The following is a 20,320-nucleotide window of genomic DNA, read 5'->3' on the forward strand; positions in this document are numbered from 1 at the left end:
CAATCTGTCAACCGCTGGGCGATTGTTTGCGGCCACCGCCCATCCTACAATGGCGCTTTCCATTGACCTCCGGAGCCGCCGCCATGCTAACGATCGAACAACAAGAACAATACCAACGCGACGGCTACATCATCCTGCCCGGCTTCAAGGGGGCGGATGAAATCGCCGCCCTGCGCGCGCGCGCCGAGCAGATTGTCAACGAATTCGACCCCAGCCAGAGTCAATCCATTTTCACCACGCGCGACCAGGCAAAGAACACCGACGATTATTTTCTCGCGTCCGACAACACCATCCGCTGCTTCTTCGAGGAAGAAGCGTTCGGCGCGGACGGCCAGCTGAAGCAGGCCAAGTCCCTGTCGATCAACAAGATCGGCCACGCCATGCATGACCTGGACCCCGTCTTCCGCAGCTTTTCCAGCGACCCGAAACTGGCCGAAGTGGCGCGCGACCTGGGCCTGGCGGACGCGCAGGTGTGGCAATCGATGTACATCTTCAAGCAGCCCGGCATCGGCGGCGAAGTGCGCTGGCATCAGGACGCCACGTACTTCGAGACCACGCCCATCAGCGTGACCACCTTCTGGTTCGCGCTGGAAGACGCGACCCTGGACAACGGCTGCCTGTGGGCGGAACCGGGCGGCCACCGCAGCCCCCTGCGCGAGCGCTTCATCCGCAACGGCGATCAGGTGCGCGTGGAAAAACTCGACACCACGCCCTGGCCCGACGACAGCACGGCCGTGCCGTTGGAAGTCAAGGCCGGCGCCCTCGTCTGCTTCCATGGCTTGCTGCCCCATTACAGCGCGCCGAACCGCTCGCCCGTCTCGCGCCACGCTTATACTTTGCACGCGACCGACGGCCAGACCGAGTACGCGGCCCACAACTGGATACAGCGCGACGCGGCGTTCCCCGTGCGGGGCTTTGTCTGATGCGCATCGAGGTCTACGCCGCCCACTGGGGCAATAACGAGCTGGCGCCCGAGGTCTTCATCGACAAGGTACTGGCGGCCGGCTTCGACGGCATCGAAATGTCGCTGCCGCTGGACGCAGCCCTGCGCGGGGAATGGACGGACCGCATCGCCAGTGCGGGACTGCAGCTGATCGCCGCGCAGTGGGAAACCGTGTTCCACAGCGATTTCGAGCTGCACCGCGTGGCTCTGGCCGAACTGCTGGAGAACGCCTGTTTGGCGCGCCCCGTGCTGGTCAACACGCACACGGGCAAGGATTTCTATACGCCGGCGCAAAACGCGCAGCTGCTCGACCTGGCCGCCGCCATCTCGGAAAAGCACGGCGTGCCCATCGTGCATGAAATCCACCGCAGCCGCTTTTCCGGCCATCCGATGCTGCTGCTGCCCTACCTGGCGCAGTATCCCGCGTTGCCATTGACGGCCGACCTGTCGCACTGGTGCTGCGCCTGCGAATCCCTGCTGGAAGACCAGCCGCAGACCCTGGCGCAAGTGCTGCCGCTGGTGCGCCACGTGCATGCGCGCGTGGGCCATGCGCAGGGGCCGCAGGTGGCCGACTTCCGCGCGCCGGAAGCGAAAACGGCGCTCGACGCCCACCTGGCGTGGTGGGATGCCATCGTCGCGCTGCGCCGCGCAGCCGGCGCCGAGCGCATGACGTTCACGCCCGAATTCGGCCCCGCGCCGTATTTGCAAACGCTGCCCTGGACGCAGCAGCCGGTGGCCGACGCCTGGGAACAGAACGTCGCCATGCTGCAGCTGCTGCGCCAGCGCTATTCCGCGGAGTGAGAAAGCTGCGGAAGCGGCGCAAAATTGGCCTGTACGAAATCGATGAAGGCGCGCAGCGGCGCTGGCAGATGGCGCCGGCCCGCATAGTATAAAAACGGGCCGGGAAAGGGCATCGCCCAGTCTTCCAGCACCGGCTGCAGCTGGCCCGCATCGATATACGGCTGCAGCCACTCTTCAAACAGATACACCAGTCCATGGCCGGCGACGGCCATGCTGACCGCGAGGTCGGCCGCCGTCGGCGTGACGATCAATGGGCCATCCGGCTCCACGCTCACTTTTTGCCCGTCGCGCTCGAACTCCCACGGTGGAATCGCGCCGCTGAGGAATTTCCCCAGCAGGCAGGCGTGCTGCAGCAGGTCGCGCGGATGCATGGGCACGCCGCGCTGCGCCAGGTAGGACGCTGCACCCGCCACCGCGAAGCGCTGCGTGCGGGGGCCGATCGGGATGGCGATCATGTCCTGCTCCAGCCGCTCGCCATAGCGAATGCCCGCGTCGCAGCCACTGGCGACGACATCGACAAAATTATTATCGACCACCAGCTCGACCCGGATCTGCGGATAGGCGCGCAGGAACTGGTCGACCATGGGCTGCAAGAAGAAGCGCGCCGCGATGACGGGCACGTTCAGGCGCAAGGTGCCGCGCGGGCTGTCGCGCAAGTCGTTCAGCACGTCGAGCGCGCTGCTCACTTCATCGAGCGCGGGACCCAGGCGCGTCAGCAGCAATGCGCCGGCGGCTGTCGGCGTGACGCTGCGCGTCGTGCGCTCCAGCAGGCGGATGCCCAGTTGCTGCTCCAGCCGGCGCAGCGCCTCGCTCAGCGCCGACGCGGACTGGCCGCTGGCGCGCGCGGCCTGGCGAAACCCCTGGTGGCGGGCCACCTGGGCAAAGGCGGCCAGATCGGCCATGGAAGGACTGTCTGCATGCATGGGGATTCTCACTGTGCGTAATTCACTGTACGCAATTGAGTACAGCCTGTGCCGGATTGACCCGATTATCATACAGCGCAATCGCCGTTACGATGGCTGCTCCTGTCCTCGACCATCACACCGGAGCTTCCATGCACACCTCTTCCCCCGCCCTCGCCCCATTCACGCCCGCCCATTGCGACATCGCGTTCAACCGCACCGGCTACGGCGCCATGCAGCTGGCCGGCCCGCACGTCTGGGGTCCGCCGAAGGACCGCGCCGCCGCCGTCGCCGTGCTGCGCGAAGCGGTCGAACTGGGCGTCAACCATATCGACACGTCGGACTTTTACGGCCCGCATATCACCAACCAGATCATCCGCGAAGCGCTGCACCCGTACCGCAGCGGCTTGACCATCGTCACCAAGATCGGCTTCGTGCGCGGCGCCGACCAGTCCTGGCTGCCGGCCGCGTCGCCGCAACAGCTGCGCGACGCCGTGCACGACAACCTGCGCAACCTGGGCCTGGACGTGCTCGACGTCGTCAACCTGCGCGCACCGGGCATCGCCGGCCCGGACGGCTCGTCGCTTGCCGAGCCGCTGTCCGTGCTGGTGCAGCTGCAGCGGGCAGGCCTGGTGCGCCATATCGGCCTGTCCAATGTCGATGCCGGCCAGGTGGCCGAGGCGCAGCGGATCAGCCCCATCGTCTGCGTGCAGAACCACTACAATCTGGCGCACCGCGCGGAAGATGCGCTGATCGACACGCTGGCCGCGCAAGGCATCGCCTATGTGCCGTTCTTCCCCCTGGGCGGCTTTTCGCCGCTGCAGTCCGATACCCTGAACCAGGTGGCGGCCGCCATGCAGGCCACGCCGATGCAGGTGGCGCTGGCCTGGCTGCTGCAGCGCGCGCCGAATATGCTGGTCATTCCCGGCACCTCGTCGGTGGCGCACCTGCGCGAAAACATCGCGGCCGGCGCGCTCAGGCTCGACGCGCAGGCGCTGGCGGCATTGAATACCCTGTGATGCCACCAGGCAGCCGAGTAACGGGGTGGCGGGGTAGCTTGCAACTAAGTAGCGCGCTATATATACTGTGCCCATGGATATCACCACCGCCCCCAACCCGCTGCACCAGGTGCCGCGCCTGGACAGCCAGCTGTGCTTTGCGCTGTACTCGACTTCGCTCGCCATGAACAAGCTGTACCGCAAGCTGCTGCGCAAGCTGGGCCTGACCTATTCGCAATACCTGGTGATGATGGTGCTGTGGGAACGCGACGGCCTGACCGTGTCGGAAGTGGGCGAGCGCCTGTTTCTCGACTCGGCCACCCTGACGCCCCTGCTCAAGCGCATGGAGCAATCGGGCCTGCTGACGCGCACGCGCGCGGCCAGCGACGAACGCCAGGTCATCATTTCCCTGACAGAACATGGCGACCAGCTGCGCCACGAAGCGGCCCTGCTGCCCGAGGCCATCCTGACGGCCAGCCACTGCAGCGTGGAACAAGTTGTGGACATGAAACAACAACTGAACCAGTTGCGCGACAGTCTGATGAAAAGTGAGTAAACGCCCCGCTTTTCCGAGCAAAATCAGGCAGACACGTGCTTCGGCTGCGCATGGCAAATGCTGGCGCGAAATCCGCCTTTCTTTATTACAAATCGATACAAGGATGGCCCCACCCTGCGTATAGAATAGTTGCCACTATTTCCTTACAACAACATCAGGGTGACCATGCGCATACCTTTCGGCTCCGTAGCCTCGCTGGCTTTCTGCTTTACCGTCTCGGCTTTCGCTGCAGAGCCATTCGACGACAAGTTCCGCCAGCTCGAAGAGATACTGCCCACCCCGAATACCTACCGCACCGCGTCCGGCGCGCCGGGCCACGCCTACTGGCAGCAGCGCGCCGACTACACGATCCGCGCCACCCTGGACGAAGCCAAACGCGAAATCGCCGGCAGCGGCACCATCACCTACCATAACCAGTCGCCCGACACGCTCGGCTACCTGTGGGTGCAGCTGGACCAGAATATCTACAAGCCCGATTCCGACGCGCGCCGCGTGGCCACGGCGCCATCGCGCCAGGCCTGGGCCAGGACGGCAGGCGAAGACACGATGAAGTTCGAAGGCTTGCGCGGCATCCTCGCGCGCGGCGACTTCCAGGGCGGCTTCAATATCCGCCGCTTGGCAGGCGCGGATGGCCAGCCCCTGAAGTACGTAATCAACCGCACCATGATGCGCATCGACCTGCCGCAGCCGCTGAAGCCGGGCCAGGATTTCGTCTTCCAGATCGACTGGGATTACCGCATCAACGAACAGAAGGTGCTGGGCGGACGCGCCGGCTATGAAGTCTTCGACGACAAGAACGCCCTGTTCGAAGTGGCGCAGTGGTTTCCCCGCATGGCGGCCTATTACGACGCAGCCGGCTGGCAGCACAAGCAGTTCCTCGGCTCCGGCGAATTCACGCTGGAATTCGGCGACTACGACGTGCAGCTGACGGTGCCGGCCGACCATGTCGTCGCCGCCACGGGCGAGCTGCAAAATCCGCAGGACGTGCTGTCTTCCGCCCAGCGCGAACGCCTGGAAAAAGCGCGCACCAGCGACAAGCCCGTCGTCATCGTCACGCAAAAAGAGGCGGAAGCGGCCGAAAAATCCGTCAGCCGCGCGCAAAAGACCTGGCACTTCAAGGCGGCCAACGTGCGCGACTTCGCCTGGGCCTCGAGCCGCAAGTTCATCTGGGATGCGCAGGGCTACAACAAGGGCGGCAGCAAGCTGATGGCCATGTCCTACTACCCGAAAGAGGGCAACCCGCTGTGGGAAAAGTACAGCACGCAAGCCATCGTGCACACGATCGAGCAGTACAACAAGTACAGCATCGACTACCCGTACCCGACGGCCATTTCCGTCAACGGTCCCGTGGGCGGCATGGAGTATCCGATGATCTCCTTCAACGGACCGCGCCCCGTCAAGGACAAGAAGACGGGCGAGCTGACCTACTCCAAGCGCACAAAATATGGCCTGATCGGCGTGATCATCCACGAGGTGGGCCACAACTACTACCCGATGATCATCAACTCGGACGAGCGCCAATGGACGTGGATGGACGAGGGCCTCAACACCTTCGTGCAATACCTGGCGCAGCAGGCGTGGGAAGAAAACTACCCGGCCTCGCGCGGCGAACCGCGCGAGATCGTCGACTACATGCGTAGCCGCGACCAGGTGCCCATCATGACCAATTCCGAGTCATTGCTACAGTTCGGCAACAACGCCTATGCCAAGCCGGCGGCGGGCCTGAACATCCTGCGCGAAACCATCCTCGGGCGCGAGCTGTTCGACTACGCGTTCAAGGAGTATGCGCAGCGCTGGAAGTTCAAGCGCCCGACCCCCGCCGACTTTTTCCGCACCATGGAAGACGCCTCCGGCACGGACCTGGACTGGTTCTGGCGCGGCTGGTTCTACACCACCGACCCGGTCGACATCAGCATCGACGGCATCACGGAATATGGCGTGAGTTCCAAAAACCCGGACACGGAAAAGGCGTGGAAGAAGGCGCAGAAGGATGCCCAGCCCGAATCCGTCACGAGCCGCGCCAACAAGGGCATGCCGCGCCGGGTCGACGCGCATCCGGAGCTGAAGGATTTCTACAACCAGCACGACGATTTCACGGTCACCAACAAGGACCGCAACGCCTATGCCGAAGCACTGGCCGGCCTGGAACCGTGGGAAAAGGATTTGCTGAAACAGGGCAAGCACCTGTACCTGGTCGACCTGTCGAACGTGGGCGGCATGGTCATGCCCCTGATACTGGAAATCGAACTGAAAAGCGGCAAGAAATACGTGGAGCGCGTGCCGGCCGAAGTGTGGCGCTATTCGCCGAAAAAGATCACCAAGGTCGTCATCACCGACGAGCCGATGGTGGGCCTGGTGCAGGACCCGTACTGGGAAACGGCCGATATCGATACCAGCAACAATAGCTGGCCGCGCAAGATCACGCCATCGCGCCTGGAACTGTTCAAGAGCGAAAAATCGCCCAAGGATAACCTGATGCGCGATTTTAATACGCCGCTGAAAGGCAGGAGCGGCGGCGCGGACAAGGGCGACGAGGCGTGATGCGCTGGCGCCTCCTCGCGGCCAGCCTGCTGGTCAGCGCCAGCATGGCGGCCGGCGCGCACAATTTCCACATGGGTATCGCCGACATCAGCTATAACGCGGCCAGCGGCAGCACCGAAGTGGTGCATACCTATACGGGCCATGATGTCGAGGCGCTGCTGACGCAGCTGTACCAGCGCCAGTTCGACCTGGGCCAGGAAGACAGCGAAGCGGCGCTGCGCCGCTATGTCGACAAACAGTTCTACCTCGTGGCGCCGGACGGCAAGCGCCTGCGCCTGGCATGGGTCGGCATGAAGGTCAATGCCGACAACGTGGTGATCTTCCAGGAGATCGAGCGCACGCGCCTGGCGCCCGCCACGCGCATCCACAACCAGTTGCTGATCGATTTCCTGCCCAGCCAGCGCAACACCCTGAACGTGCAGGACAGCGGCACCATCCAGACGCTGATCTTCGACCGCCAGAATACGGAACTGCCGATCCGCTAATCAGCGGCAGGCAGCCCGCCGGGGCCCCGCCCCGCCACTTCCAGACACCCATGACGCCACGCTACCTTTCCCTCCTCCTCGCCGCCCTGTTTTTACCTGCCGCCCACGCCGACGACATCTTCCAGCGCGTGCTGGTCGACGGTTCGCGCCTGAACCAGCTGGGCGTGGCCGATTCGGCCAACGCGGGCAGCGTCACGCAAAAGCAGCTCGATGCGCGCACCAGCTACCGGCCCGGCGAACTGCTCGAAGCCGTGCCGGGCCTGATCGTCAGCCAGCATAGCGGCGAAGGCAAGGCCAACCAGTTTTACCTGCGCGGCTTCAACCTCGACCACGGCACGGACTTGCGCACCACCGTCGACGAGATGCCCGTCAACCAGCGCAGCCATGGCCACGGCCAGGGCTGGACGGACCTGAATTTCCTGATCCCCGAACTGGCCATGCGCCTCGATTACAAAAAAGGGCCGTATTCGGCGGCGCAAGGCGATTTCTCCTCGGCCGGAGCGGCCTCCGTCATCTACGCGAACCGCCTGACGCAGGGCATCGCCAGCGTGGGCATCGGACAGAACGGCTTTCGCCGCGCCCTGCTGGCCGATTCGTTCGATGCGGGCGACGGCAGCCTGCTGTACGCGCTCGAAGCGCAGCATAGCGATGGCCCGTTCACGCAGCCGGACCGCTACCGCAAGCTCAATGGCGTGCTGCGCTACAGCGAAGGCTATGCCAACAACGGCTACAACGTCACGGCCATGGCGTACGACGCCAGCTGGAATGCCACCGACCAGATTCCGCTGCGCGCCGTGCAGGACGGCACGCTGGGCCGCTTCGACGCCATCGATACCAGCGACGGCGGCAAGGCGCAGCGCTACAGCCTGTCCGGCGCCTGGCGCCAGACGACGGACGACGTCTCGTCCAGGGTCAGCGCCTACGTGATCGCCAACCGCCTGGCCCTGTTCTCGAATTTTACGTATGCGATGGAGGACCCCGGCAACGGCGACCAGTTCGCCCAGCCCGACCGGCGCGTGACGGCCGGCCTCGATGCCAGCCACACCTGGCACCGCCACACGGACAGGGGCAGCAGCGACACCACGATCGGCCTGCAGCTGCAGAACGACAATATCCACAATGGCCTGTACAACACGCGGCAGCGGCAGATCGTATCGAGCACGCGGCAAGACCATATCGTTGAAAGCAGCATCGGCGTGTATGGCGAAAACAGCACGCGCTGGTCGCGCTGGCTGCGCACCGTGGCCGGCCTGCGCGCGGACGCCTACCGCTTCGACGTGCGCAGCGACCGCGCCGCCAATTCCGGCGAGGCCAGCGACCATTTGCTCAGCCCCAGCCTGAGCGTGATCGCCGGTCCATGGCGCGACACGGAAGCGTATATCAACATTGGCAATGGTTTTCACAGCAACGACGCGCGCGGCACGACGATCACGGTCGACCCGAAGACGGGCGAGGCGGCCGACAAGGTCACGCCCCTGGTGCGCTCGCGCGGGCTGGAACTGGGTTTACGCAGCGCCGCCATCGCCGGCCTGCAAACGTCGCTGTCGCTGTACCGCCTGGACTTCGATTCCGAGCTGCTGTTCATCGGCGACGCCGGCGCCACCGAGGCGGGCCGCCCCAGCCGCCGCTACGGCATCGAGTTTTCCAGCTACTACAAGGCGGCCAGCTGGCTGTCGCTGGACCTGGACCTCGCCTATGCGCGGGCACGCTCGCGCGGCAGCGACCCGGCGGGAGACTACATCCCGGGCGCCATCGAAGGCGTGGCCCAGCTGGCCATGACGGTGACGCCGTCCGGACCATGGTCAGGCTCCCTGCGCCTGCGCTATTTCGGCCCGCGCCCCCTCATTGAAGACAACAGCGTGCGCTCGGCAGCCAGCGTGGGCTTGAACGGGCGCATCGCCTACCAGGTCGACAAGACCTTGCGCGTGGAGCTGGAAGGCTACAACCTGGCCAACCGGCGCGACTCGGCCATCGATTACTACTATGCCTCGCGCCTGCCCGGCGAAGCGCAGCCCGTCGACGATATCCACTTCCATCCGGTGGAGTCGCGCTCGCTGCGCCTGACCCTGGTAAAGAATTTTTAACTCAACAAGAATAATTCCTATCGGACCCAACACAAGAGTTGCCGCGAAGTCGTAGAATGCCAGGCTGGATAAACTGATACCGGCCGCATGCCGGCCCGCACCGCCATGAGCACTTCCGCACCGATCTTTACCGACCCGTCCCGCGTCAAGGATGCCTTGCGCGACGACGGCTATGCCGTCTTGCGCCCGCAGGACGTGGCCGCGCTGGCCGGCTGCCCGCTGGCCGCGCTGCGCGCGCTCGAACCCAGCTGGAACGCGCTGGCGCTGGACAATTACCTGAAGGATGGCGGCCGCTACCGCCGCCGGCGCCACTCGTGCTTCGTGCAGGATGGCGAGCGCCTGACGCAGACGGCGCACCGTCCGCACTGGCAACCGGTGGAATACAACGCCCTGCACGGCGGCATGCACCGGCTGTTCGAGCCGGTCGAGCCGTCCGTGGTCGCGCAGGCGGCCTGGCAGCAGCTGATCCGCGCCCTGGGCGACGCCTGCTCCCAGGTCAAGGGACAGCAGCCGTGGTTCATCGAGGCGCACCAGTTCCGCATCGATACGACCGATGGCATCGGCCGCCCCACGCCGGAAGGCGCGCACCGCGACGGCGTCGATTTCGTCGCCGTGCTGCTGATCGGGCGCGAGCAGATCAAGGGCGGCGAGACGCGCATCTTCGAAGCCAACGGCCCCAACGGCAAGCGCTTTACCCTGACGGAACCGTGGTCGCTGCTGCTGCTCGACGATGCCGCCGTGATCCATGAATCGACGCCGATCCAGCCCATCGGCGAACATGGCCACCGCGACACGCTCGTGCTCACCTATCGCGCAGGCCAGTTCCAGGGCGAGAATTAACAAGCGGCCACAGCATTCCCTGTGGCCAAAATAGTTACTTGGAAGTTACTTTTACAGACCTAAATCCGATATAGTCACAGGATGTCGATATTGCGCGCTCACCGCGCCCAGCATCACCACACTGAAATTCTAGGAGAGGTCTGTGGACTCCAACAACCAAATCAAGCCGGACGAAATCGAGATCCTGATCGTCGAGGATAGCCCGACCCAGGCGGAGCGCTTGCGCCGCCTAATCCAGTCCCTGCACTACAATGCGCGCGTGGCGGCCAACGGCCAGCTGGCCCTGGCCGCCATCCGCGAACGCAAGCCGCACCTGGTGCTGTCCGATATCGTCATGCCTGAAATGAATGGCTACGACCTGTGCCGCGCCATCAAGTCCGACCCGACCCTGCGCGACATTCCCGTGATCCTCGTCACCTCGCTCAACGACCCGAAGGACATCATCCGCGGCATCGAGTGCGGCGCCGACAATTTCATCCGCAAGCCCTACGCGGAAGACTACCTGCTCAACCGCATCAGCCACATGCTGATGAACCAGAAGCTGCGCAAGAACCAGAATGTGGAAATCGGCATCGCCCTGTACCTGGGCGACCAGAAGCATTTCATCAATGCGGAGCGCCAGCAAATCCTCGACCTGCTCATCTCCACCTATGAGCAGGCGGTGCAGGTCAACGGCGAACTGCAGGCGCGCGAACGCCAGGTGATCGAGCTGAACATGCGCCTGGCGCACCATGCGGCCGAACTGGAAACCATCAACCGCGAAATCGCCCTGAAAAACCTGGAGCTGGCCGAGGCCAGCCGCATGAAGTCGGCCTTCATCGCGAACATGTCGCACGAACTGCGCACGCCCCTCAACGCCATCATCGGGTTTACGGGCGCGCTGCTGATGAAACTGCCTGGCCCCCTGACGTCCGACCAGGACAAGCAGCTCAACACCATCCGCGCCAGCGCACGCCATCTGCTCTCGCTGATCAACGACATCCTCGACGTGGCCAAGATCGAGGCGGGCAAGCTGACCCTGTCGATCGAGCCCGTGCACTGCCAGGAACTGATGGCCGAAGTGGCCGACACCCTGCGCCCCCTGGCCCAGCAAAAGGGCCTGGCCCTGGAAATGGCGCTGGGAGAAGAGGGCCAGCCGCCCGCCATCATCGACACGGACCGCCGCGCGCTGACGCAGATCCTCATCAACCTGCTCAACAACGCCATCAAGTTCACGGAACAGGGCACGGTGCGCATCAGCCTTGCCCAGCGCGAGGAAGACGACGTGCTGGTGACGGAAATGAGCATCGCCGACAGCGGCGCCGGCATCAAGGAAGAAGACCAGGCCAAGCTGTTCCAGGCCTTCTCGCAGCTCGATTCCACCTCCACGCGCCACGTGGAAGGCGCGGGACTGGGCCTGTACCTGTGCCAGAACCTGGCCAACGCCATCGGCGGCGCCCTGTTCTTCAACAGCGACTACGGCTCGGGCAGCACCTTCACGCTGGCCCTGCGCAGCAAAGCCTGATCTTCTGTGCACCGCAACATGAAGTCTGCTTTTTTTACGGCCTGGGAGAGACTGATACCGTAGTTCTACTGTATTGCACCGCACCATTTTTAGCGCTATAGTGGAACTGTCTCCTCCAATTCGTTCTCCGAACATTGGATTACGCCCGCGAATACAACCGCGGGCTTTTTTTTGCCCGCGTTTTACCGCATCTTCATCTTTTCTTAACTAAATCAACTGATTTAGTTATATCAATCGTTTGAGATATATGATTAAATCTCCGGCATGATTGAAAAAAACATTTCCCACACACCACATGCCGACGACGGGCGCAAGCCCCGTTCCGATGGCGAGCAATCGCGCGAGCGGCTGCTGCATAGCGCCATCCGCCTGTTTGCCGAACAGGGCTACGCCAAGACCTCCACGCGCGAACTGGCGCAGGCGGCCGGCACGAACGCGGCCGCCATCAGCTACTATTTTGGCGACAAGGCGGGCCTGTACCGCGCCGCCTTCGCCCAGCAGTCGGCCAACCCGCAAGACAATATCGCCCTGTACGAGCAACCGCATTTCACCCTGCGCCAAAGCCTGGAAGGCTTTTATGCGCAGCTGCTCGCCCCCATGCAGCAGGGCGAGATCGCGCGCGACTGCATGCGCCTGTGGTGCCGCGAGATGCTCGAGCCGACGGGCCTGTGGGCACGCGAGATCGACCAGAACATCCGTCCCGAGCACGAAGCGCTCACGCGCGTGCTGGCGCGCCACCTGGGCGCGCCCGACGACAGCGACGACATGCACCGCCTGGCCTTCTCCATCGCCTCGCTGGCCCTGCAGCATATGGTCGGCGCCGAGGTACTGCACACCCTGCGCCCGCAGCTGCTGGAAACGCCGCGCGCCATCGACACCTGGCTGGCGCGCATGACCGACTATGCGCTGGCCATGGCCGACGTGGAACGCCAGCGCCTGGCCCTTTCCCCCTCTACCGCTCAACGACAAGCAGAAGGACAAGCATGACGACTATTCGATGCACCGTTCAACGCGCCCTGGCCGCCAGCATCGTGCTGGCGCTGGGTGGCTGCGCCCTGCAGGGGCCGCCCGCGGCGGTGGCGGCCAGCGCGCCCGCGCAGTGGCAGGCGCCGCTGCCGCATAACGGCAGCCTGACGGACCTGGCCAGCTGGTGGCAGCACCAGGGCGACGGCCTGCTGGTGGAACTGATCGCCGACGCGCAGCAGGTCAGCCCCACCATCGCCGCCGCCAGCACGCGCATCGTGCAGGCGCGCGCGGACCGGGTCGCCAGCGGCGCCGCGCTGGCGCCCAAGCTGGATGCCACAGGCAGCGTGGTGCGCACCAGCCAGCAGTCGGCGCAGCCCGGCGGCACCACCTCGCAGGCGGCGCTGCAGGCGTCGTGGGAAATCGACGTGTTTGGCGCCAACCGCGCCACGCGCGATGCGGCGCAGGAGCGCTACGACAGCGCGCGCGCGGGCTGGCATGACGCCCGCGTTTCCGTGGCGGCCGAAGTGGCGAACCAGTACTACGCCTTGCGCACCTGCCAGCAATTGCAGGCAGTGGCCGAACAGGATGCCGTCTCGCGCCGCGACTCGGCACGCCTGACGGAACTGAGCGCCGGCGCCGGCTTCCAGCCGCCCGCCAACGCGGCCCTGGCCCGCGCCAGCGCCGCGGAAGGCGCCAGCCGCGCCATCGAGCAGCGCGCCGCCTGCGACGTGAACGTCAAGGCGCTGGTGGCCCTGTCGGCCATGCCGGAAGCGTCGCTGCGCCAGAAGCTGGCGGCCAGCCCCGCCATCCTGCCCTCGCCCGTGGCGATTGCCGAACTGCCGGCGCAAACCCTGGGCCAGCGTCCCGACATCTACAGCGCCGAACGCGAAGTGGCGGCCGCCAGCTTCGAAGTGCGCGGCGCGCAGGCGCAGCGCTATCCGCGCCTGAGCCTGGCCGGTTCCATCGGCAAGGGCAATATCCGCTCCGGCGGCACCAGCATCACGGCCAGCACCTGGAGCATCGGCCCGCTGGCCGTCAGCCTGCCCATCTTCGACGGCGGCACCCGCCGCGCCCAGGTCGATGCGGCCACGGCGCGCTACGACGAAGCCGTGGTCAAATACCGTGCCGGCGTGCGCCAGGCCGTGCGCGAAGTGGAAGAAGCACTGGTCAACCTGGCCAGCACGGACGAGCGCAGCGGCCACGCGAAAACGGCGCTGGAAGGCTACCGCGTGTCGTTTGTCGCCACCGAGGACCGCTACAAGAATGGCCTGGCCAGCCTGATCGAACTGGAAGACGCGCGCCGCACGCGCCTGGCCGCCGAAAACACCGTGGTGAACCTGGAGCGCGAACGCAGCGTCGCCTGGGTAGCGCTGTACCGCGCCGCCGGCGGCGGCTGGAACAGCAGCAGCGCCAACGCCATCGCCCATAACGCCCCCTGACGGATACGACAACATGAAAAAAATGACCTTGAAACCCATGGCGCTCGCCCTTGCCGCCCTGTGCGTGGTGCTGGGCGCGGGCGTGGCCCTGTACCCTTCGGCCTCCACGGCGGCCGACGATGCCAAAGACAAGCACGCGGCGCAGAAACCGGCCCTGACCGTCACCACGGCCAAGCCCCAGACGGCCAGCCTGCCCATCAAGCTCAACGCCAACGGCAACGTGGCCGCCTGGCAGGAAGCCGTCATCGGCAGCGAATCGAACGGCTTGCGCCTCACCGAGGTACGCGTGAATGTCGGCGACGTGGTGCGCGCCGGCCAGGTGCTGGCCGTGTTCTCGAACGACACGGTCAATGCCGACGTGGCGCAGGCGAAAGCGGCCGTGCTGGAAGCGGAAGCAAATGCCCTTGAGGCGGCGGCCAACGCGCAGCGCGCCCGCTCGCTGCAAAGCACGGGCGCCATCAGCGCGCAGCAGATCAGCCAGTACCTGACGGCCGAACAGACGGCCAACGCGCGCATCGCGTCCGCCAAGGCGCAGTTGGCGTCGCAGCAGCTGCGCCTGAAATACACGCAGGTGGTGGCGCCCGACAGCGGCATCATCTCTGCGCGCTCGGCCACTGTCGGCTCCGTCGTGGGCGCCGGCACGGAACTGTTCCGCATGATCCGCCAGGGCCGCCTCGAATGGCGCGCCGAAGTGACGGCCACCGAGCTGCTGAACCTGAAACCGGGCACCCTGGCGCAGGTCAAGGCATCCAACGGTAGCGTTTTGACGGGCAAGGTGCGCATGATCGCCCCGACCGTCGATCCGCAAACCCGCTCCGCCCTCGTGTACGTGGACCTGCCGGCCAGCAGCGGCAACAATGCGCCATTCAAGGCCGGCATGTACGCCAGCGGCGAATTTGAACTGGGCACGTCGGGCGCGCTGACGGTTCCGCAGCAGGCGATTGCCGTGCGCGACGGCTTCAGCTACGTCTTCCGCCTGAATGCCGACCAGCGCGTCAGCCAGATCAAGGTGCAGGCCGGGCGGCGCCTGAGCGACCGCATCGAGATCACGCAAGGCATCACGGCCGATACCACCATCGTCGTCAGCGGCGCCGGCTTCCTCAATGACGGCGACCTGGTGCGCAATGTGGCCACGCCAACGGCGGCCAAGCCCGCTGCACCGGCCACCGTGGCCGCGAAAAAGTAAGGCCAGCCATGAATTTCTCCTCCCTCTCGATCAAGAATCCGATCCCGGCCATCATGCTGTTCGCGCTGCTGACCCTGGCCGGCTTGCTGGCCTACAAGGCCAATCCGGTGCAGGATTTCCCCGACATCGAACTGCCCATCGTCACCGTCAGCGCGGTGCTGCCCGGCGCCGCGCCGGCCCAGCTGGAAACGGAAGTGGCGCGCAAGATCGAAGACTCCGTAGCCACCCTGCAAGGCGTGAAAAACATCTATACCAAGGTGCTCGACGGCGTCGTCACGGTGACCGTCGAATTCATCCTGGAAAAGCAGATCGCCGAAGCCGTCAACGATGTGCGCGACGCCGTCGCCCGCGTCAAGGCGGACATGCCGGCCGAACTGCGCGACCCCACCGTCACCAAGGCGTCCACGGCCGGGCGCGTGGTGCTGACCTTCATCGCCACGGCGAAAGGGGGCGTCGACAATCCGCTCGACGCGCCCGACCTGTCCTGGTTCGTCGACAACACGGTGGCCAAGCGCCTCTTGACGGTGCCCGGCGTGGGCGCCGTCACCCGCGTGGGCGGCGTCTACCGCGAAATCCAGGTGGAGCTCGACGAAGCGCGCATGGCGGCGCTGAAAGTGTCGGCGCTCGACGTCTCGCGCCAGCTGCGCCTGGTGCAGCGCGAAGCGCCCGGCGGGCGGGGCGACATCAGCGGCGCCGAGCAATCGGTGCGCACCATCGCCACCGTCAAGACAGCCGATGAACTGTCGCGCGTGGAAGTACCGCTGCCGGACGGACGCCACGTGCGCCTGGACCAGGTGGCCACCGTGCGCGACACCATCGCCGAACCGCGCGCGCTGGCCGAGCAGGATGGCAAGACCGTGGTCGCGTTCGAGGTCTTCCGCACCAAGGGGGCCAGCGAAGTGGCCGTCGCCAAGGGCGCGCGCGAGGCCATCGCCGACCTGCAGAAGGAAAACCCCAGCGTCGTGCTGCAGCAATCGATCGACAATGCCTTCCCCGTCGAGGAAAACTTCGACGGCTCGATGGAGCTGCTGTACGAAGGCGCACTGCTGGCCGTGCTGGTGGTGTGGTGGTTCCTGCGCGACTGGCGCGCCACCCTGGTCGCCGCGGCCGCCCTGCCCCTGTCCGTGATGCCGGCCTTCCTCGGCATCTACTGGTTCGGCTACACGCTCAATACCGTCACCCTGCTGTCGCTGGCGCTGGTGGTCGGCGTGCTGGTCGACGACGCCATCGTGGAAATCGAAAACATCGAGCGCCATCTGCGCATGGGCAAGTCGCCCATGGAAGCGGCCATGGAAGCGGCCGACGAAATCGGCATGGCGGTGATCGCCACCACCTTTGCGCTGGTGGCCGTGTTCCTGCCGACGGCCTTCATGAGCGGCATTCCCGGCCTGTTCTTCAAGCAGTTCGGCTGGACGGCCGTGCTGGCCGTGCTGGCCTCGCTGGTGGTGGCGCGCCTGCTCACGCCGATGATGGCCGCCTACATCCTGAAACCGCTGCCGCACAAGGAACAACAGGATGGCTGGCTGATGACGCGCTACCTGAAGGTCATGCGCTGGTGCCTGAACCACCGCGGCACCACGGCCATCGCCGCAGCCCTGTTCTTTGTCGGCGCCATCGCGCTCGTGCCGCTGCTGCCGACGGGTTTCGTGCCGGCCGCCGACCGCGCGCAGACGCAGATCAACCTGGAACTGCCGCCCGGCTCCACCCTGGCCGAAACGCAGGCCGTGGCGGCCATGGCACGCGATGCGGCCATGCGCACGCCAGGCATCAAGGGCGTCTTCAGTTCGATTGGCGGCGGTTCCAGCGGCGACGCCTTCGCTCCCGGCGCAGCGGCCGAGGCGCGCCGCGCCGTGCTGACCCTGACCACCGTGCACCGCACGGAGCGCAAGGAATCGATGGCGGGCCTGGAAACGCAGCTGCGCCACAAGCTCGATACGATACCGGGCGCGCGCTTCACGGTGGGGCCGCCCGACACGGGCGTCAAGATGCAGCTGGTGCTGCGCTCGGAAGATCCCGTGGCACTGATGGCGGCGGCACAGAAGGTCGAGCGCGAGCTGCGCGGCCTGAAAGGCATCGGCAACGTCAATTCCAGCGCTTCGCTGGTACGCCCGGAGATCATCGTGCGCCCTGATTTTGCCAAGGCGGCAGACCTGGGCGTGACGGCGGCAGCCATCGGCGAGACGGTGCGCGTGGCCACGGCCGGCGACTACGACACGGACCTGACGAAGATGAACCTGCCCGAGCGGCAGGTGCCGATCCGCGTCAAGCTGCCCAACAGCGTGCGCGCCGACCTGGCCGCCATCGAGCGCCTGACCGTGCCGGGCAAGAATGGCCCCGTGCGCCTGGCGAACGTAGCGAGCGTGACGATGGAAAGCGGTCCCGCGCAGATCGACCGCCTGAACCGCAGCCGCAACGTGACCCTCGACGTGGAACTCGGTTCGCGCACCCTGGGCGAATTGAACGAGGAAGCGCGCGCGCTGCCGTCGATGAAGAATCTGCCGCCGTCCGTGAAGATCGCCGAACTGGGCGACGCGCAGGAGATGGCCTCGCTGTTCGCCAGCTTTGGCCTGGCCATGCTGATCGGCGTGCTGTGCATCTATTGCGTGCTGGTGCTGCTGTTCAAGGACTTCATGCAGCCGGTGACCATCCTGGCGGCGCTGCCGCTGTCGATCGGCGGCGCCTTCGTGGCCCTCCTGATCACGGGCAGCGCCCTGTCGATGCCGTCGATGATCGGCCTGATCATGCTGATGGGGATCGTCACCAAGAACTCGATCCTGCTGGTCGACTATGCGATCCTGGCGCGCCAGGCCGGCATGAACCGCTTCGATGCGCTGGTCGACGCCTGCCACAAGCGCAGCCGCCCCATCCTGATGACGACGATCGCCATGGGCGCCGGCATGATGCCGCTGGCGCTGGGCTGGGGCGCCGACCCCAGCTTCCGTTCGCCGATGGCCATCACCGTCATCGGCGGCCTGATCACGTCGACCTTGCTCAGCCTGCTGGTGGTGCCGGCCGTGTTCACCTACATCGACGACCTCGAGCACCTGCTCAAGCGCGGCATGGCGAAACTGCGCCGCCACAAGGCGCCCCTGCGGCGCGATGAGCAGGTGGCGCTGGAAAAATAGCGCCACCGCGGATGGCAAAATCGCCCCCTGCGGGCAAGGAAGCGAAGGACCGGCCGGCAGGCCGCGCTCCCTCGCTTCCATCTATCTGGCATACTGCGCCCATTCTCAATGAACGCAATCTGCCCTGCCTATGAATTACCGCACCCCGCTCGCCCTGCTGCTGGCATCCGCACTGCTCGGCGCCTGCTCGGACAAGACCGCCCCCGCCAGCGCCGACGTGGCAGCCGACGTGGCAGCCGACGTCCCCGCCAGCGCTGCCGATGCGGCACCGACCGAGCACGTGCCGCCGCCGGCCGCCACCGCGCCCAAGACGGACGAAATGAACACGCCGCAGGCGCGCAAGCGGGAAGCGGGCATGATGCGCGCCGTCTTCGGCGACGACTACCGCAGCGACAGCGACGATGCGCTGGCCGACCTCTCCGATCCGGACAACCATGTCGACAAGCTCAGTTATGTCGTCAGCGCCGTCAGCCACAAGCTGCTGCCCGATGGCCGCGCCATCCTGGTGGCGAATGCGGAAACGGCCAACACGGAAGGCACGGCGGAATCGGCGCACGCCTCGTCCGGGCTGTTGAACGTATTTTTCCTCGCGCCCAAGGGCCAGCCGGAAGACGGCCAATGGCAAGTGGTGAAACGGCTGGAAAACATCGCCGCCCTGGGGTCATCGGGGCAGCTGGGCGAAGTCCACTGGGTCATGCTGGGTGCGAACAAGCCGGGACTGGCGATCCGCCATGGCTATACGGGCCAGGGCTACACCATCACGCAACTGGCCCTGTTTGAAATCGGCGACGGCAAGGTGACGGCGCTCGATGGCGGCATCGACCTGTACTCGGACAATATGGGCGCCTGCACGCCGGACATGGATGAATGCTGGATGGTGGCAGGCAGCTGGCGCTTTGCGCCGGCGCGCAATGGCGGCAGCTACGATGACCTGCTGATCGATTTCAAGGGCGCGTCCGAGAAGATCAAGCCCGGTGTCACGGTCAAGCCGGACCAGGACCCGCCGCGCATCGCCACGCCCCTGAACGGCCACGCGCGCTACGCCTTCGATGGCAAGGGGTATAAATTAGTCGAAGGGAAGAACACGGTGCCTGGCGTATAAGCGAGCCAGCCACCGTCTTGGGGCGCCGGCAACTACCGGCGCGCCGCCTCCAGGCGCGCCAGCAGCGGCGCATACATCGAGCGCGTATGGCTGCTCCAGCGGGCCATGGCGCTGTCGATATCGGCGCACAGGCGCTCGGCCAGCACCTTGTCGCCCTGCTGCAGGGCCCAGATCGCATACTCGGCGCGGCAGTCGAAACTGCCGTAACGGGTCAGTGCATCGTCGAATTCCCCCTTCGCCTCCGGCTGGCGCCCGCTTTGCGCCAGCGCGCGCGCCGTCAGCAGGGATACCATCTCGGGACGGAAATGGATGTCGCTGCGGCGGATGAATTCCAGGTGCGTCAAGGCCTGGGCGCCGCGCCCGCATTCCAGGTAGGCGCGTGCCGCGCCCAGGCGAATTTCCAGGTCCGAGGAAAAGGCGCCCTGCAGGCAGGCTTCATACGTCGAGGCCGCTTCCTGCGCATCGCCCGCTTCCAGCAGCGCGCTGGCCAGGCGCATCTGGTTCTGCGCCGTCGGCGTGTACTCGAAGGCGGCCTTCGCCTCGCGCAATTCGCGGTTCGGATCGAGCACCTGCACGGCCACCGACGCGACCTTGCGCGCGCCTTGCGGCAGGCGCGAATTGGGCAGGTAGATGGCGAAGAAATACACCACGCTGCCCAGCAGCGGGAACATGAATAAAATGAGCAGCCAGTACAGCTGCTGCCCGTTGCGCACCACGTGAATCGCAAAAAACAGCGCGATCAGGATGTGGATGCCTATGCCAAAAATCGTCATGTTGCAACCTCGTTCGTGACGGGAGCCGCTGGCACCATGCCGCAGCTTTCCCTGGCTCAATATTACACCGGCCGC

The 20,320-nt window shown here is 65.6% G+C and carries 16 protein-coding genes; 14 read left to right on the forward strand and 2 right to left on the reverse strand.

Translation table 11 applies throughout. The features are described 5' to 3' along the window. The first annotated feature begins 83 nt into the window (after positions 1–83). A complete protein-coding gene (locus GCN75_RS22710) occupies positions 84–923 on the forward strand; it encodes a phytanoyl-CoA dioxygenase family protein (RefSeq protein WP_152284413.1) in 840 nt (279 codons plus the stop codon). Beyond that, a complete protein-coding gene (locus GCN75_RS22715) occupies positions 923–1,744 on the forward strand; it encodes a sugar phosphate isomerase/epimerase family protein (RefSeq protein WP_152284414.1) in 822 nt (273 codons plus the stop codon). Before GCN75_RS22710 ends, GCN75_RS22715 begins: the two co-directional genes overlap by 1 nt. Here GCN75_RS22715 and GCN75_RS22720 read toward each other — a convergent pair. Next, complete coding sequence (locus tag GCN75_RS22720) at positions 1,729–2,667, reverse strand: LysR family transcriptional regulator (protein ID WP_152284415.1); 939 nt, start codon at positions 2,665–2,667, stop codon at positions 1,729–1,731. The genes GCN75_RS22715 and GCN75_RS22720 overlap by 16 nt on opposite strands. A 131-nt stretch (positions 2,668–2,798) precedes the next feature. Between GCN75_RS22720 and GCN75_RS22725 the strand changes: the two genes are divergently transcribed. From GCN75_RS22725 to GCN75_RS22780, 12 genes are all read left to right on the forward strand, one after another. Next, positions 2,799–3,665: an aldo/keto reductase family oxidoreductase gene (locus GCN75_RS22725; protein WP_152284416.1), complete on the forward strand. Its 867-nt coding sequence runs from the start codon at positions 2,799–2,801 to the stop codon at positions 3,663–3,665. Between the two features lie 73 nt (positions 3,666–3,738). Then, positions 3,739–4,200: a MarR family winged helix-turn-helix transcriptional regulator gene (locus GCN75_RS22730; protein WP_152284417.1), complete on the forward strand. Its 462-nt coding sequence runs from the start codon at positions 3,739–3,741 to the stop codon at positions 4,198–4,200. A gap of 165 nt (positions 4,201–4,365) precedes the next feature. Continuing rightward, entirely contained in the window at positions 4,366–6,741 is a 2,376-nt protein-coding gene (locus tag GCN75_RS22735) for a M1 family metallopeptidase (protein ID WP_152284418.1), read from the forward strand. Further along, the gene (locus GCN75_RS22740; RefSeq protein ID WP_193317611.1) at positions 6,741–7,226 is read left to right on the forward strand and encodes a DUF6702 family protein; all 486 of its coding nucleotides are present in this window, start codon (positions 6,741–6,743) and stop codon (positions 7,224–7,226) included. Before GCN75_RS22735 ends, GCN75_RS22740 begins: the two co-directional genes overlap by 1 nt. Before the next feature lie 50 nt (positions 7,227–7,276). Next, positions 7,277–9,310, forward strand: a complete 2,034-nt coding sequence (locus GCN75_RS22745) for a TonB-dependent receptor (RefSeq protein ID WP_152284420.1) — start codon at positions 7,277–7,279, stop codon at positions 9,308–9,310. A gap of 105 nt (positions 9,311–9,415) precedes the next feature. Next, positions 9,416–10,150: a 2OG-Fe dioxygenase family protein gene (locus GCN75_RS22750; RefSeq protein WP_152284439.1), complete on the forward strand. Its 735-nt coding sequence runs from the start codon at positions 9,416–9,418 to the stop codon at positions 10,148–10,150. Positions 10,151–10,292: 142 nt separating this feature from the next. Further along, positions 10,293–11,654 carry a hybrid sensor histidine kinase/response regulator gene (locus GCN75_RS22755; RefSeq protein WP_152284421.1) on the forward strand — a complete coding sequence of 454 codons (1,362 nt, stop codon included), beginning with the start codon at positions 10,293–10,295 and terminating at the stop codon, positions 11,652–11,654. A 264-nt stretch (positions 11,655–11,918) separates the two neighbouring features. Then, positions 11,919–12,641: a CerR family C-terminal domain-containing protein gene (locus tag GCN75_RS22760; RefSeq protein ID WP_152284422.1), complete on the forward strand. Its 723-nt coding sequence runs from the start codon at positions 11,919–11,921 to the stop codon at positions 12,639–12,641. Then, positions 12,638–14,059, forward strand: coding sequence for an efflux transporter outer membrane subunit (locus GCN75_RS22765; protein ID WP_226941522.1), 1,422 nt, complete (start codon positions 12,638–12,640; stop codon positions 14,057–14,059). Before GCN75_RS22760 ends, GCN75_RS22765 begins: the two co-directional genes overlap by 4 nt. 13 nt (positions 14,060–14,072) lie before the next feature. Then, positions 14,073–15,245 carry an efflux RND transporter periplasmic adaptor subunit gene (locus GCN75_RS22770; RefSeq protein ID WP_152284423.1) on the forward strand — a complete coding sequence of 391 codons (1,173 nt, stop codon included), beginning with the start codon at positions 14,073–14,075 and terminating at the stop codon, positions 15,243–15,245. Between the two features lie 8 nt (positions 15,246–15,253). Next, a complete protein-coding gene (locus GCN75_RS22775) occupies positions 15,254–18,370 on the forward strand; it encodes an efflux RND transporter permease subunit (protein WP_152284424.1) in 3,117 nt (1,038 codons plus the stop codon). Between the two features lie 130 nt (positions 18,371–18,500). Beyond that, on the forward strand, positions 18,501–19,472 hold the full coding sequence (locus GCN75_RS22780) for a hypothetical protein (protein WP_152284425.1): 972 nt from the start codon (positions 18,501–18,503) through the stop codon (positions 19,470–19,472). A gap of 32 nt (positions 19,473–19,504) precedes the next feature. Here the strand turns inward: GCN75_RS22780 and GCN75_RS22785 are convergent, their stop codons facing one another. Next, positions 19,505–20,245: a tetratricopeptide repeat protein gene (locus GCN75_RS22785; protein ID WP_152284426.1), complete on the reverse strand. Its 741-nt coding sequence runs from the start codon at positions 20,243–20,245 to the stop codon at positions 19,505–19,507. Positions 20,246–20,320 lie beyond the last annotated feature (75 nt).

It is taken from the genome of Janthinobacterium violaceinigrum (assembly GCF_009208555.1).
In the GTDB taxonomy this organism is placed as follows: domain Bacteria; phylum Pseudomonadota; class Gammaproteobacteria; order Burkholderiales; family Burkholderiaceae_D; genus Janthinobacterium; species Janthinobacterium violaceinigrum.